Annotated in this window: 11 protein-coding genes, 1 tRNA gene and 2 pseudogenes; 6 read left to right on the plus strand and 8 right to left on the minus strand. The window is 56.3% G+C overall.

The window, feature by feature from the left end; translation table 11 throughout:
• Nucleotides 1–8 precede the first annotated feature (8 nt).
• Complete coding sequence (locus ACTF5F_RS03265) at nucleotides 9–614, minus strand: uracil-DNA glycosylase family protein (RefSeq protein ID WP_438955442.1); 606 nt, start codon at nucleotides 612–614, stop codon at nucleotides 9–11.
• A gap of 127 nt (nucleotides 615–741) precedes the next feature.
• On the opposite strand from ACTF5F_RS03265, the gene ACTF5F_RS03270 reads away from it, so the two are divergent.
• The 5 genes and pseudogenes from ACTF5F_RS03270 (at nucleotide 742) to ACTF5F_RS03290 (ending at nucleotide 5402) form a co-directional block, all read left to right on the plus strand.
• Nucleotides 742–2055, plus strand: coding sequence for a Na+/H+ antiporter NhaA (locus tag ACTF5F_RS03270; RefSeq protein WP_438955443.1), 1314 nt, complete (start codon nucleotides 742–744; stop codon nucleotides 2053–2055).
• A 138-nt stretch (nucleotides 2056–2193) separates the two neighbouring features.
• Nucleotides 2194–2319 (plus strand): annotated as a pseudogene (locus ACTF5F_RS03275) (ABC transporter ATP-binding protein); the annotation flags it as partial.
• 147 nt (nucleotides 2320–2466) lie between these two features.
• Nucleotides 2467–3759, plus strand: coding sequence for a mechanosensitive ion channel domain-containing protein (locus ACTF5F_RS03280; RefSeq protein ID WP_438955444.1), 1293 nt, complete (start codon nucleotides 2467–2469; stop codon nucleotides 3757–3759).
• Nucleotides 3760–3812: 53 nt separating this feature from the next.
• A tRNA-Gln gene (locus tag ACTF5F_RS03285) sits at nucleotides 3813–3887 on the plus strand.
• Between the two features lie 180 nt (nucleotides 3888–4067).
• A complete protein-coding gene (locus ACTF5F_RS03290) occupies nucleotides 4068–5402 on the plus strand; it encodes an NAD(P)-binding domain-containing protein (RefSeq protein WP_438955445.1) in 1335 nt (444 codons plus the stop codon).
• Nucleotides 5403–5436: 34 nt separating this feature from the next.
• On the opposite strand, the gene ACTF5F_RS03295 is transcribed toward ACTF5F_RS03290, so the two are convergent.
• The 4 genes from ACTF5F_RS03295 to ACTF5F_RS03310 form a co-directional block, all read right to left on the minus strand.
• Complete coding sequence (locus ACTF5F_RS03295) at nucleotides 5437–6972, minus strand: trimethylamine methyltransferase family protein (protein WP_438955446.1); 1536 nt, start codon at nucleotides 6970–6972, stop codon at nucleotides 5437–5439.
• A gap of 60 nt (nucleotides 6973–7032) precedes the next feature.
• Nucleotides 7033–7266, minus strand: coding sequence for a hypothetical protein (locus ACTF5F_RS03300; RefSeq protein ID WP_438955447.1), 234 nt, complete (start codon nucleotides 7264–7266; stop codon nucleotides 7033–7035).
• A 155-nt stretch (nucleotides 7267–7421) separates the two neighbouring features.
• A complete protein-coding gene (locus ACTF5F_RS03305) occupies nucleotides 7422–7787 on the minus strand; it encodes a hypothetical protein (protein WP_438955448.1) in 366 nt (121 codons plus the stop codon).
• A complete protein-coding gene (locus ACTF5F_RS03310) occupies nucleotides 7784–10153 on the minus strand; it encodes a DUF1989 domain-containing protein (RefSeq protein ID WP_438955449.1) in 2370 nt (789 codons plus the stop codon). The genes ACTF5F_RS03305 and ACTF5F_RS03310 overlap by 4 nt, the downstream gene beginning before the upstream one ends.
• Nucleotides 10154–10310: 157 nt before the next feature.
• Between ACTF5F_RS03310 and ACTF5F_RS03315 the strand changes: the two genes are divergently transcribed.
• A complete protein-coding gene (locus ACTF5F_RS03315) occupies nucleotides 10311–11156 on the plus strand; it encodes a DMT family transporter (protein ID WP_438955450.1) in 846 nt (281 codons plus the stop codon).
• Here ACTF5F_RS03315 and ACTF5F_RS03320 read toward each other — a convergent pair.
• The 3 genes and pseudogenes from ACTF5F_RS03320 to ACTF5F_RS03330 all read right to left on the minus strand — a co-directional run.
• Complete coding sequence (locus ACTF5F_RS03320; RefSeq protein ID WP_438955451.1) at nucleotides 11151–12017, minus strand: bifunctional 5,10-methylenetetrahydrofolate dehydrogenase/5,10-methenyltetrahydrofolate cyclohydrolase; 867 nt, start codon at nucleotides 12015–12017, stop codon at nucleotides 11151–11153. The two genes, ACTF5F_RS03315 and ACTF5F_RS03320, sit on opposite strands and share 6 nt — an antisense overlap.
• A 53-nt stretch (nucleotides 12018–12070) precedes the next feature.
• Nucleotides 12071–14290 (minus strand): ABC transporter permease, encoded by a 2220-nt coding sequence (locus ACTF5F_RS03325; protein WP_438955452.1) that lies wholly within the window; start codon nucleotides 14288–14290, stop codon nucleotides 12071–12073.
• A pseudogene (locus ACTF5F_RS03330) lies at nucleotides 14290–14628 on the minus strand (ABC transporter ATP-binding protein); the annotation flags it as partial. The gene ACTF5F_RS03325 and the pseudogene ACTF5F_RS03330, both read right to left, overlap by 1 nt.

Here is a 14628-nt window from a genome sequence, read left to right on the forward strand (position 1 = left end):
GACGTCAGCTACGCCGCAAAGCGTCCGCATTCAAGTCGACAACACCTTTGCGACACGCTCTTGCAAGGCAGGGATGACGTCTTCCTCAAACCAAGGATGGTTTCGAAACCAGCGCATGTTGAGCGGGCTTGGGTGTGGCCGGATAATCTGCGCTCCTGCCTCTTCAAAGACGCGCGAGCAGCCTCCGCGACGGAGTGGCAGCGCAGATGCGGCATATGCCAATCAGTCGCGTAGCGCCCCATCAACACGGTGAATTGACGTTGTTTGAGGTGATCTAGAACTGGTTGCCGCCATATTTCGGCGCAAACCGCACGTGGCGGCTGATCACCGCCTTTCCCACCGCCGGGAAAACACAGACCCATCGGGAATATGCCTATCTTCGGATCAGTGTAGAACGTTTCCTGATCAACTCCTAGCCAGCGCCGCAGCCTGTCACCCGACGGATCATCAAATGGACGGTTTTTGGCATGGGCGATCCGGCCAGGAGCCTGCCCTAAGATCAAGAGACGTGCTTTAGCGCTCAATTGAAAGATCGGGTTCGGCCCCAATTCCAGATCATGACAAATCCGGCACTTGCCCATGTCGGCCAGCAAACTGACAAATCCTCGGGTCACGTCAGGCATCCCTATCAATCGCTTCGCCGCCTCTATCACATGACCAACAGTACTCCAATTGGTTGTTGTCGCCTTCAAACCAGTATCATATGACCTGCGTCAACGTACTGGCGTCGGGGAGTGAAGCATGTATCGCGTTTGGAATTTTGTAACCAACTATTCGTTGTTACTGATTTGCGGTGCTTTGATCGCTTTGGTTTGGGCCAACATCGACGCGCACAGCTATCACCAAGTCGTTGAATACCCTCTCGCTTTCAACAACTGGGTTGGCGTTGATGCTGGCTATTGGCTCAAGAAATACGGCGCTGATTATGGTGTGACCGAAGTTTCCACATTGAAGGTTTTGAGCTTTCATTACCTCGTGAATGACGTGCTTATGGCTTTCTTCTTTGCGATTGCGGCAAAGGAAGTTTGGGAAGCGGTCGTTTTGAGAGACGGCGCACTGCGCGGTCGCAAGGCCGCAACACCGCTTTTTGCTACCGTCGGCGGCATGGTTGGGCCAATCTCTGTCTATCTTGGGCTTGCCTACTTTCTTGGATCAGAGACCTATGACGCCGTCGTACGCGGCTGGGCAATTCCAACGGCAACGGATATTGCGTTCAGCTACCTCGTCGGCCGTTTGGTCTTTGGCGCGGGCCACCCTGCCGTCCGGTTCCTGCTGCTGCTCGCGATTGCAGACGATGCCGCTGGCTTGATCATTCTCGCGATCTTCTATCCATCCGGTGAACTGGCGCCAGAGTGGTTGCTGTTGTCCGTTGGTGCAGCTGTCGCTATCTATGTCCTTTTCAACCGCCTGCCGCAGCGACTGGATCGCGGCAAACAGGATCGTCCCAACTCAACTTGGGTGCGTAAGAAACTGTCGTTCTGGCCATACCTCATCGCAGGGGCGCTGAGCTGGTACGGCTTCCAAGAATCCGGCATCCACCCAGCACTTGGCCTGCTACCGATCGTCCTGACCATCCCGCATGCGGACCGCTCGTTCGGTATCTTTGCGGAGGCGGAGCAGCACCTGACGGATTTGCTCAACCACATCGAACATATCCTCAAACATCCTGTTGAGATCGTCCTGTTCTTCTTTGGACTTCTGAACGCAGGCGTCGAATTCTCTTCCATCGGGTCGCCCACGTGGTTGGTGCTGGCGGGCTTGTTGATCGGCAAACCGTTTGGCGTGCTGCTCTTTGGCTGGTTCGCGGCACACCCAATGCGTCTGGGTCTGCCGCAAGACATGAGAACCGTTGACCTTTTCGTTGTCGGCTGTGTCTCAGCGATTGGATTTACCGTCTCGCTCTTCATCGCGTCGGTGGCCTTCGACAGCTCTACAATGCTGGGCGACATCCCTGTCCAAGATGCCGCTAAGATGGGCGCACTCTTCAGTTTTGCAGCCGCGATCCTGAGTGTCATTGCAGGCAAAGTAACGCGCGTTCAAAAACAGAACGGCTAGACTTTTCTAGGCAGACCGATTTTCAACCATCGGTCCGTCATTTCTCACCAGAATACTGCATACTTGCTTCCAAACAGCGGCCGTTAATCAAAACCTGCAAAAAGCAGGGCAAGTGTCGAGCAAGCAAGGCAGGTCAGAATGCTGGAATTTGAGAATTTTAGCAAGTCCTTCTGGACAGGAAAACAGCGCAAGGTGATCCTTGATCGCGCGTCTTTCCGTGTGGAGCTTGGCAACTCATTGGGCATCCTCGCGCCAAATGGCACTGTCTTTCCTTATCTTTGTTGGCATCTACCTGATGTTCTCGTTCACCGCATCGATCTTGAGGGAGCAAGTCTTCTCCTAAGTGACTTGGCAGTCTTGCGCTGGCGCAGTACTCATGAATTCACAGTCCTTTTAATGTGAGTGATTGAGATGCTGCGCCTTTTGCTGCTTGTTGTCTGTTTGTCGTTTTCGGTCCTTGGCGCTGCCACTGCGCAAGAAGCGAATGGCCCAATCACAACCACCAATGTGGAAGAGCTCGACGCCCAGATCGCCATTCGGATGCGAGAAATCCTTGGGGAATTGGGTGACTATGGAGATGTGACCGTGACCGTGACCGTCAGTGATGGTGTCGTCACCCTGCGCGGCACAACAGAAACAGCCACTGACGCGGCAGAACTTACTCCCTTGGTAAACCGGCTCGAAGGCGTGGTTGCAGTCAAAAATGAGGTGACAGAGACGGCAGAACTCTCGCAGCGTCTCAACCCCGCAATGGAACGGTTTCAGGCGCGCATCGATCAACTTATCCTGTTTTTGCCCATTGCGCTCATCGCGCTTGCGGCGTTTGCGCTGATCGTCTTTGTCGGTTTCCTAATTGCACGCGCCAAACAACCGTGGGAGCGGCTGGCTCCTAATGCGTTCATCGCAGAAATTTATCGTCAGTTATTGAGGCTGGCTTTTGTAATCATTGGGATCGTTGTGGCGCTCGACATTTTGGACGCGACCGCTCTACTCAGTACAATCTTGGGGGCTGCCGGTATCATTGGTTTGGCCATCGGTTTTGCGGTCCGCGACACTGTCGAAAACTTCATCGCCTCCGTCATGCTGTCGTTCCGCCAACCGTTCAGACCAAATGACACGGTTGAGATTAATGGCGACCAAGGCAAGGTCATCCGCCTCACCAGCCGCGCGACGATCCTGCTGTCCTTCGACGGCAACCACATCCGCATTCCAAACGCGACAGTGTTCAAGAGCCGGATTATCAACTTCAGCCAGAATGATGAGCGCCGCATTAAGTTTGAGCTGCTGATTGACCGCAACTGCGACCTCGACAAAGCGCGAAATCTGGTTGTTGCGACGGTACAGGCCCTGCCCTTTGTTGTCGAAACACCCGGAGCCCAATGCTGGATCGAACAACTCTCCACCTCTGGTGCAGAGATTTGTGCAACAGGCTGGATCAACCAGCATGACACCTCGATCCTCTTGGCCAAGGGGGAGGCACTGCGACAGGTGAAACGGGTCTTACAAGAGGCCGACATCGCCCTTGTCGACTCGTCTCAGGTGGTAGTGTTGAAACGGGACGCGGATACCGCCGTCGCACAAGAAACCACGACCGTGGCAGAGGTTGAGGCGACCGACGACAAAGCACTCGACACGCTCATTGATACCGAACGAGAGTTGGAAGAGACCGAAGATCTGTTGCGAGATGGTAGGTTGAAAGAATAAGCGATTCTGCTCTTGATCAGCCTCAGCGTCTGACGTAAACAGCGCCACGCTGCTGGGATGTAGCCAAGTGGTAAGGCAACTGTTTTTGGTACAGTGTACCGTAGGTTCGAATCCTACCATCCCAGCCAGCGTGTTCCTGATATTCGGTGCAAGTCCACCCTTTTAGACAGAAGCGCAGTTTTTTACCGAAATTTTGCGCTCCGTCGCATTTTCTTGACAGAGCCAACCTTCCTCTGGGGAATATATGTTGACTAAAAATAAAAATGACCCGACCTTTCGATTGAGGAACAAATCGAAAGGCAAAAGGGATGACGAAACGAGTTGCAGTATTGGGCGCAGGACCATCGGGATTGGCGCAGCTCCGCGCGTTTCAATCAGCGCAAGCCATGGGTGCCGACATTCCAGAGATTATCTGTTTTGAAAAGCAATCCAATTGGGGTGGTTTGTGGAATTACACGTGGCGTACCGGTCTTGATGAATATGGGGAGCCTGTGCACGGCTCCATGTACCGCTATCTTTGGTCGAACGGACCAAAGGAAGGTCTGGAGTTCGCCGACTACTCGTTCGAGGAACACTTCGGCAAGCAAATTGCATCCTATCCACCACGCGCTGTTCTTTTCGATTACATCCAAGGCCGCGTTGAGAAAGCAGGCGTCCGCGATTGGATCCGATTTGAGACGGCGGTGCGCTGGGTAGAGAAGGATGGTGACAAGTTCCAAGTCACCGTCAACCACCTGCCCAACGATCACACCTACACCGAAGAATTCGATCATGTGATCGTCTGCACCGGTCACTTCAGCACACCAAACGTCCCCTACTTCGCAGGGTTTGAAACCTTCAAAGGCCGCGTCCTCCACGCCCATGACTTCCGCGATGCAATGGAGTTCAAGGACAAGGACATCCTCATTGTCGGCACCAGCTACTCTGCCGAAGACATCGGATCGCAGTGCTGGAAATACGGCTGCAAGTCTGTGACTGTCAGCCACCGCACCGCCGCAATGGGCTATGACTGGCCGGACAATTGGCAAGAGGTGCCATTGCTTACCCATGTCGATGGCAATACCGCGCATTTCAAAGATGGCACATCGAAAGACGTTGATGCGGTGATCCTCTGCACCGGTTACAAGCATCACTTCCCGTTCCTGCCGGACAGCTTGCGCCTGAAAACAGCGAACCGACTGGCAACAGCCGACCTCTACAAAGGCGTGGCATATTTGCATGAGCCTGATCTCTTTTACATCGGGATGCAGGACCAGTGGTTCACATTCAACATGTTCGACGCGCAGGCGTGGTGGGTTCGTGATGTAATCATGGGTCGCATCGACATGCCCGGAAAAGCCACGATGGAGGCGGATGTGGTCGACCGTGTCGCACGCGAAGACGCGGGCGAGGATGACTATAACGCGATCTGGTATCAGGGCGATTACATCAAAGAACTGATTGACGAGACGGACTACCCCACCTTCGACGTCGAAGGTGCGTGCAAGGCATTCAAGGAATGGAAAGGCCACAAGAAGCAAGGTATCATGACCTTCCGCGACAATGGCTACAAGTCGGTCATCACTGGCACCATGGCCCCGAAGCACCACACCCCGTGGAAGGATGCTTTGGACGATAGTCTAGAGGTGTATTTGCAGAACTAAGCGTCCTGCCATTCATGTTGTCGCACCGGCAGGGCTAGTACCACTCATCGGGAAGCTCCTCCCGTCTGCGATGCACGAACTCGATCAAGGCTCCTTGGACCGCGCTGTCGATCGGGGGCTGTTGATAGGCATCGAGCATGTCACGCCAACGGTCCGTCGCGCGGACTTGTTGCGACGGGCTGGCTGCCTCTTCCCATGTCTCAAACGGACCTGGCTCCGCTATGTCACTCACATAATTCGCGGTTTCGAAATGCGCCATTGTGTGACCTGTTGACAGGAACGTCTGGCCTATCCCCGCTTCAAAATAGCTCTCCCGCGCGAAGTCTTCTTCCGTCGCCGGCAGACCACCGATCATCTTCAGAATGGCCCCGCAGTTGTCGAGGTCCATCACGTATTTCTCAAACCCCATCGTCAGCCCACCTTCAAGCCAGCCCGCTGCGTGCCACACCTGATGCGTGCCTGACAAAATCGTGGACCACAGCGCCGCTGTGCTTTCGGCCATCGCCTGCCCGTCCGCCGTGTTCGATCCCGTGACGGAGCCGCCACCGGAACGGAATGGGACATCCATGCGCTGCGCCAATCCGGCCAATGCGAAGGACACAAGGTTCGCCTCCGGCGTTCCGAAAGTGAGCGCACCAGACTTGAGGCTCATGGTGTTGTGAAAGCTGCCGTAGATGACCGGGCACCCCGGTTTCACCAGTTGGGTGAGCGTGATACCCACCAACACCTCCGCATGGGTTTGTGCGGCGATAGCCGCAGGTGTCAGTGGCCCCATCGCACCACCAAACACGGCTGGGGAGACACAGACACATTGCCCCGCCGCCGCATACCGCCGCAGCGCATCTGTCATGGTAACATCGTAGGTCAGGGGAGAGTTGCCGTTGATATTGGCTTGAATCACAGGGCCTTGCGCCATCACCTCTGATCCAAAAGCAATCTCCGCCATCCCAAGGCTATCCTCTGCCCGTTCCGGCGCCGTGACCGCACCCATGAAGGGTTTCGCGCCCAAGGTGAGATGGCCCAACATCATGTCGAGGTGGCGCTTGCTGACAGGAATGTCGGTCGGCTCCACCACCACCCCACCGCCGTGTTGTAGATAAGGTGACGACCACCCCAGTTTTAGAAATGCATGGAAATCATCCAGCGTCGCATAGCGCCGCCCGTTGATCCTGTCGGTCACAAAGGGTGAGCCATATCCCGGCATCAAGACCAAGTTGTCACCGCCCAGCCTCACCGAATACGCAGGGTCGCAGGCCTGCAGGGTGAACTGGCTGGGAACAGTCGCGCAGATGTCCTGCAACAGCCCTGGGGGAAACCGCACGGCCTCCCCCTCCACCTGCGCACCGGCGTCCTTGAAAAGCTTCGTCGCAATGGGATCATCCCGCAGCTCAAGCCCGATATATTCCAATATCCAATCGGCCTGCGCGGCGATCCGATCCAGCGCATCATCGCTAACCGGCTGGTACGCCGGGACCTTGCGGATCGGTTGCTGCGGCGGCGCGGTTGTTCCGGCGCTTCGGGCGGCGGCGCGGGCCGCACGTCCACGGCGTTTGGGCGCTTGATCAGTCATGCGAAAAAGATGGTGTCCAAAATCACCAAGGTCGCGCCAATCCGCGACATCGCGCGTGGCCTAGTTCAGATTAACAGAGCGGAAAAACACATAGGTTTGGTTCAGCGCCCCTTTGTCCTTCAAAGACACGCTCACCTCTGTCCCGTTGACGTTGAATTGGCGCAGGTCATAGCTGTCGGGGTGGCTGACCTGCTGGTCTTGCGCAGTGATGAGTTTCCCACAGGTGGCATCTTGATCGACGAGACTGATGAAAGCCTCGCTGGCGGCGTCTGAGCGGTAATCACCCCCCCCCACTCACAGTCGTAGGAGGTGCCACCGCCCAAGACCAATGAGGTCAAGCAGTCCGCATCTGCGAAAGCGGTGTTTGATGTCAGAGCCTTGCAAAAGGATGCGATGTAAGCGGTGGTGGCCAGTGGTATTAATCCAAAAAATACCGCCGCAATCCGCATCTACTCAGCCACCAATTGCTCACCCTCAAGAACTTCAAAATGTGTGGGTGGGGTTGTTTTGCTGACCCAGAAGAAGTCACCGCCATATTCCATCACGAACCACCCTTCCCATTCCGCGTCATGCGGCCAGATGGATTGGTATTCGTCGCCCTCAATGCGCCACTGACCCACGGTCGAGCGTACACCTTCCTGCGCATAGATCGTCGTACCATCGGGGTTGAAGAACTGGCGATAGTTCTGGCCCTCCCAAACACCGACCGCCGTGTTACCGGACAACAGCGCCTCAATCTCATGCGGTTGCAGCTTCACCGATTGCGCGGTTGCCGCCCCTGCCATCAGGGTGAGGAATGCCGCGAGACGGATCATGAGCGCGGGCGCTCCTTCTTCGGATCATAGGCCGCAAGGTCTGCGCGGATTGTGGCAGGCAGACGTTTCTGATGACCGTCCAGTTTGCCAATCTCAAGCTCCGTCCCCGGTGCGGCATGGGCCACATCAACGCGCGCCATCGCTATGTTTTTGCCCAAAAGCGGGGAACGCATGGCAGAGGTGATTTCCCCAATCTGCGCCCGCCCGACATGAACGCAATCGCCGTGGCCAATCTCAACTTCAGAGTCGACATCCAAACCCACCAGCTTTCGCATTGGGTTCTCTTTCCGGCGGATCAGCGCGCCACGGCCGATGAAATCGTCAGGTTTGGATTTCAAAGGTACGGTGAAACCAATGCCCGCTTCGAACGGATCGGTTTGATCGCTGAAGTCGTAGCCCGCAAAAATCAGACCCGCCTCAATCCGCACCAGATCAAGCGCTTCGAGCCCCATCGGTTTCAGCCCGTATTTTTGACCAACCTCCCAGATCGCATCAAAAATCTCCGTGCAGTGTTTCGGGTGGCACATCACTTCGTAGCCAAGCTCCCCCGTGTACCCCGTGCGGCTGATGACAAACGGCGTGCCCGCTTCGTTGCGCAACCGCGCAGGGCTGAAACGGAACCAATCTATTTGATCAAACTGTGGATTGTGCGGCGCGGTCCAGACCAGTTCGCGCAGCAGGTCACGACTCTTCGGGCCCTGCAGCGCGACGTTATGAAGTTGATCGGTGGAAGAGCGGATCAGAACCTTCAGCCCCAACTTCTCCGCCTGTTCGCGGATCCAATCGCCGCCGTAGTCAGAGCCGCCAATCCAACGGAAATTATCGCGGCCCAGTCGGAATACGGTGCCGTCATCGACCATGCCGCCATGCTCATAACACATCGCGGTATAAACCACGCCGCCAATTGGTAATGTCTTCATGTTGCGTGTGAAGACGTATTGGCAAAGCGCTTCTGCGTCTGGTCCGTTAATCTCGAACTTCCGAAGCGGCGACAGGTCCATCATCACCACATCTTCGCGACAGGCGCGGTATTCCTCAATCGGGCCAGCCGCAGCAAAGCAATTCGGCAGCCAATAGCCGTTATACTCCACGAAGTTCCGCGTGTGCTTGGAAAAGCTCTCATGGAAACCGGTTTCTTTGGTCATTTTTGGCTCCGAGTCTGGCGTTGTGCGGATCGCGATTGATTTTTTGAAGGTTTCTTTGCCGGAATAAGTGCGGACGTGAATATCCGTAGGGTTCCAGCCGTTGGCAGAGGTTGTATCATCAGGACAGGCGGAGCTGACACAAACGATATCCGTCAGCGCCCGCAGCAGCACATAGTCCCCCGGGCGCGACCACGGTTCATCCGTGTACATCACGCCGTGATCATCAATGCCGGTGTTGAAGAAGAAGTTGATCGCCATCCAACCCGGGCGACCCTTGACATTAAACTGGGACAGGGCCGAGTTGAAATTATCCGAACAGTTGGGGTGCCCCGGATAGCCGATGTCGTCATAGTATTTTGCCGCACAAGCCATTGCGAAGGCGTCATGCCGCCCGCAGGTGTCCTGCACCACCTCAACCAGCGGCACCATTTCCTGATCGTAGTATTTCGCGTGAAGACCCGGCATCGGATAGGCATGGCCCATCAGCGTGCGGGTCGTGGTCACGTCAAGCGCGTGTTCGATCCCTTTGTCGAGCTTGCGCGCGCTGAAGCATTCGAAATCCGTACACTGACGCCCGTCGACATCTATGATCTGGATGTAATCGCCCGCTTTGACGAAGTACGACTCCGCCGTTTGCGTGTGAACGCGAATATCTGACACGGGGTCGGCCAAAGGGTCGGGCAGTTCAAACCGCACATGCGACTTGATTGTGGCCCTTTTGACCATCACCGTGAGGGGTGTTGCAGTGTCCTGCGCTTCCAAATCCATGATCCCGCCGGGGGTGGCGATGATCACCGATCCATCGCGTGAAACGGTATAGCTTTCTTCAGTCTTTGCGGGTGTCGTTTCTTCGAACAGATGCACAGCACCGGGTGCTTTAACGTCGATCTTGCGCGCGTCCAATCCCATGCGCAGGCCGCGTAACGACTGGTCATCGCTTTTCAACAAGGCGTGGAGCCCTTCGGCAGGCCCCTGCCCCGTGGCGCCCAATATTCCGGCGTCCATTTTGCCTTTTGCGTCACTGGCGATGATCTCACACCGCTGACCGCCCTCATCGTTGATGATGGTCAGGTGATCGCCAGCATAGACAGGGATCAGAACCGCGCCGCAGCCTTCGACCACATACCGCTCCGTCCCCGGTGGGAGCGAAAAAACACGTGGTTCGATGATCGTGCTGGGTTTCGGCGGGCCGGTTCGCACCGTAGGATAGTCGTCTAGCATCGCAGCACCCGTGTTGCATGAGCGGAAAATTTGTTTAATCGTAAGAATATCCGGCTTTCAGAGAGTCGGCAAACAAAATCGGTAGAGCTATGATCAACAGCACATCGACGAGACTGCGCCAATCAATGCGTCCCGCCTTTTCCGGCCACATCGCACGATGAGTGCGCTCGCTCTTGGACTTGTTGCTGCGGTTTGCTGGGGCTTTCACGACATCTGCGTGCGGTTTCTAAGCCAGAAAACCCCGATCAGCGCATGCATCATCACTGTGCTGACAACGGGGCTGATCTTTCACCTCGGTCTTATGACCTTTACCGGTGGATTTCAGCCCATCGAGTCCGATGCGATCTGGCTTTCAATCGTCGCGGGCGTCCTCTTCGTCATCGCCACTTTCGGCCTTTACGCCGCCTTCCAGCGCGGGCCTGTCCGCGTCGTGGCACCCCTGATTGCTGGTTATCCGATCCTCTCCGTCGCGTGGGCGGTCTGGATGGGGACGGAAATTTCAGCGCTTCAATGGCTCGCTGTTTTGGCGATCATCATCGGCGTGGCTGTGGTCGCCGCCCTCTCCGACACATCAACAGATGAAACCCCGCCGCTGGGGCCGACAATCTTTTATTCGCTGATCGCGGCCGCTGGGTTTGCTGGCACCTTCATTGCGGGGCAATGGGCGGCAGATCTGAGCCACGATATGCCCTCAACCCTCGTGACCCGTGTTTTGGCCGTGGCGCTCACGGTGCTCATCCTGATCGTGACCAAACAATCCTTCCTACCGGACCGCAAAGCGCTGCCATGGCTCATTGCGATGGGTTGTGCGGATGGCATCGCGTTGTGGTGCGTCTTGTCCTCAGGCACTTTACCCAACGCGCAATACGCGGCGGTCACATCTTCCATGTTCGGATTGCTGACAATCCTTTTGGCTTGGGTACTGTTGAAAGAGCGTATGACACTGCCACAATGGGGCGGCTGTGTCGTGGCCTTTGCAGGAGTTGGGTATCTGGCGCTATAGCCAGCCCGCCGCCAACTGCCGCTGATGCGCGACCATCGCGTTCCGCATCAGCAAGGCAACGGTCACGGGACCAACGCCACCGGGCACGGGCGTGACCCAACCGGCAACCTGCTTCACCGCATCAGTATCGACGTCGCCAACGATCTTCACACCCTCGTCCGTCTCGATCTGATTGATACCGATATCGATCACTGCCGCGCCAGGTTTGATCATATCTGCACCAACCAAATGCGCCTTGCCGACGGCAACCACAACCACATCAGCACGCCGCGAATGCATGGCGACGGAGCGAGTCATGTGATGACAAACGGTGACGGTGCAGCCTTCTGCCATCAGCATCATGGCGGCAGGTTTGCCCACAATCTCCGAATGGCCGATCATCACAACCTCTAGCCCTTCCAGCGGCAGACCGGTTTCCTTGATCAACTCCACGCTCGCCGCAGCGGTACAGGGGGCCAAGGCGACATCGGAATAAACGATGTTCCCGATGGAGGCGGGGTTCATCCCTTCCACGTCTTTCAACGGGTGAATGGCGGATTGAAGCGACCGCACATTGATATGGTCGGGCACAGGTCGCTGAAGGATCACGCCCAGCACGATCGCATCGTCATTCATCTGAACAATCCGCGCCTTGCACTCTTCCTGCGTGATGTCCGCGGGCCAGACCACCTCTTCAAACGGCAGACCCGCCTGCTCCGCCCCGCGCTTTTGATTGCGGATATAGACGGCGGCTTCGGCAGTGTCGCCAATCAGCACCGAGATCAGACGCGGCATATCAGGGGTCGCATCGGTGTAACTGCGCACCTCATCCAGAATGCGCTTGCGCACAGGGGCGCCTTGGACCAAACGATTGTCTTCCATTGGGGGCCTTCTTCACTGCTCTGCAAATATCATTTGGCTTAGCATCTTCTTCATCAATCCAGTCCAAGGATTTTCTTCTTCTCCGACGCCCACTTGTTGATCACCAAATCGAAGGTTAGCGCCATGAAGGCAACATTGAGACCCAGCACGAAGTTCTTGCCCAAGTCGGTCCCCGCCAGCGTCCGCTGCAATTCCTGCCCTAGATCGACCGTGCCGATATAGGCGGCTATCATCGTCATGAAGAAGGCGAACATCAGTGCTTGGTTGAACCCGACGGCCATGGTCGGCAGTGCGAGGGGGAATTGGACGTGCCAGAGCTTTTGCAACCGCGTGGCCCCGGACATGTCAGAGGACTCCAGCATCTCAGGCGGAACATTCCGCAGCCCTTCGATCGTGTAGCGGATCAAAGGCACCATTGCAAAGATCATGATCGCAAAGAGCACAGCAATGGGCGTGATGGAAAAGAGCATGATCGCAGGCAGCAAGTAGACAAAACTTGGGAATGTCTGCGCGGTGTCGGCAGCAAGCAGCAAGAAAGTGTCGCGCATCGCCTGCCCCGCAAAGCGCCATATCAAGTAGAACGCTGCAACAAAAATGACCCAGTAGGTGATTGTGTAAGACGCCCCTAATTCCGCATCCTCAGGCCCGAAAATACCCAATGTCCACAGGATGTAACGCAGCACGCCTGCGACGATCATCGATGCAAAAACAATGACAGAACGGCGGAAGATCAGGCTGATCACACCAACAATCACGCTGCCATTGATCCCCTTTGAGAAATCAATCCGCTGCGCTGGCGGCCCTGCCCCCCAGACCGCCAAAGGAATGGCGATGAGCGCGGCCACGGCGGTGGACGTGAGCACATAGTAGATCGTGATGACTGAACGGTCCCACCAGCCGGAAAACGCCACCCAAAGGAAGAACGCCAAAGCAATGAACGCCTGACGCCGCCCCGCCATATGCCAGGCGAAAGCGACGACAAAGGCGATGAACGCGGGCGTCGGAATCGACAGCAGGAAGTTACGAAATGGGATCAGAACATAGTTGTTCATGAAGACGCGAAGGCAATTGGTGACAGCCTTCAAGACAGGGTTCTGGAGCAGATCATTCTTCACGTAGCCATCCAGCGCGCGGCCTTGGCTGAAGTGTTCACGACGGCCCACTTCACCTAATATTTCCCAGAACTGCGAGATGATCCAGAAACCAATAAAGACGACGACAGAAAGCACCAGATACTTGTGACGGGAGAGCCAGCTCGTCCCCTTCTCAAAATGCTCCGGTTGCTTGACGACCCACGCCTTGGACAAGCGGTCGAGCATGACAGCCAGCAAAACGATTGTGATGCCAATCTCCAACGACCGGCCCAGTTTGAAGCTTCCCATCATGGCGAGCAGTTTGGCCCCCAGCCCCGGCATCCCGATAAAGGCGGTCAAGACCACCATCGCAAGGCTGAGCATGATGACTTGGTTTACACCAACCAAAATCTCCGTCCGGGCGGAGGGGATGTAGACATGACGCAGCATCTGCCAACGCGTGCAGCCGGACATCTTGCCTGCTTCGACGACCTCTGGGCTGACTTTCTTGAGGCCGAGCGACGTCATCAAGATCATCGGCGGAATCGCATAGATGGTTGTCGCAACCGCACCCGCCGTCGGACCCACTTTGAAGAAGATCACCGCTGGCAGAAGGTAGGTGAAGAACGGAATGGTTTGCAGCAGCGACAGGATTGGCGTCAGCACATTCTCAACCGCCTTGCTCTTCCAACTCCAAATGCCCAGCAAAAGCCCGATCATAAAGGCTAAAGGCGCTGCCACGACAAGGACGGACATTGTCTCCATCGCGATTTCCCACTGGCCGATTAGCGCTGTCCAGATGAATGTACCCGCACCGATAAACGCCAGACGCCAGCCACCCAAGTAATAGCCAACAATACCCGCCACAGCCGCGATGGACGACCACGGGATCGCCTCAAAATTCGGCCAGCGACGCTTGCCGTAAAGAATGTTCGACGTCACATCGATCATCCATTGCAACACGCCGGTTAGGAAGCGTGTCACATCGATGAGATGCAGATCGTCTTTGATAAAGTTGAAGATCGCGTCGAGCCACATGGCCAGCGGCGGCACAAACTGTTCTGGTAAACGGTGCAACCATGCGGGCAGCAGACCGGCGTATTGCAGCAGTGTAAGGACCAAACCAAACGCCGCTAGCCCCATCACAACCGGCTTGTGGATATTCATGGTCTTCGGTTCTGTTGCAGTCGCATCGGCCATCAGCCCGCCTCAAGCAGCACGGACAGCGCCGCTTTCCGATCCAAGCCGCCGATGATCGCGCGGTTCTCCTCAACAGGGATCACCTTGCGTTTGTCGTTAACCAACAACTGAGCGAGGTCTTTGACAGTCGCGTCAGCGGTCACCGGATCACCAGAACCCTTGGCCGCCGCATTCGCCAAAGCGCCCGCGGTCACAACGCGGGCTTTGTCGATCTCTTGTGTGAACTTGCGCACGTATTCCGTCGCAGGGTTCATCACGATCTTGTCGGGCGTGTCGCATTGCTCCACCGCGCCGTCCTTCATGATGGCGATACGGTCGGCAAGGCGCAGCGCCTCGTC

The organism is Cognatiyoonia sp., from assembly GCF_965661665.1.
Classification (GTDB): domain Bacteria; phylum Pseudomonadota; class Alphaproteobacteria; order Rhodobacterales; family Rhodobacteraceae; genus Cognatiyoonia.

Excerpts from the sequence above, each read along its gene's own strand:
- ACTF5F_RS03280 (WP_438955444.1), top strand. The coding sequence starts at position 2,467 with ATGCTGCGCCTTTTGCTGCTTGTTGTCTGTTTGTCGTTTTCGGTCCTT.
- ACTF5F_RS03310 (WP_438955449.1), bottom strand. The coding sequence starts at position 10,153 with ATGCTAGACGACTATCCTACGGTGCGAACCGGCCCGCCGAAACCCAGC.
- ACTF5F_RS03325 (WP_438955452.1), bottom strand. The coding sequence starts at position 14,290 with ATGGCCGATGCGACTGCAACAGAACCGAAGACCATGAATATCCACAAG.
- ACTF5F_RS03315 (WP_438955450.1), top strand. The coding sequence starts at position 10,311 with ATGAGTGCGCTCGCTCTTGGACTTGTTGCTGCGGTTTGCTGGGGCTTT.
- ACTF5F_RS03270 (WP_438955443.1), top strand. The coding sequence starts at position 742 with ATGTATCGCGTTTGGAATTTTGTAACCAACTATTCGTTGTTACTGATT.
- ACTF5F_RS03290 (WP_438955445.1), top strand. The coding sequence starts at position 4,068 with ATGACGAAACGAGTTGCAGTATTGGGCGCAGGACCATCGGGATTGGCG.
- ACTF5F_RS03305 (WP_438955448.1), bottom strand. The coding sequence starts at position 7,787 with ATGATCCGTCTCGCGGCATTCCTCACCCTGATGGCAGGGGCGGCAACC.
- ACTF5F_RS03295 (WP_438955446.1), bottom strand. The coding sequence starts at position 6,972 with ATGACTGATCAAGCGCCCAAACGCCGTGGACGTGCGGCCCGCGCCGCC.
- ACTF5F_RS03320 (WP_438955451.1), bottom strand. The coding sequence starts at position 12,017 with ATGGAAGACAATCGTTTGGTCCAAGGCGCCCCTGTGCGCAAGCGCATT.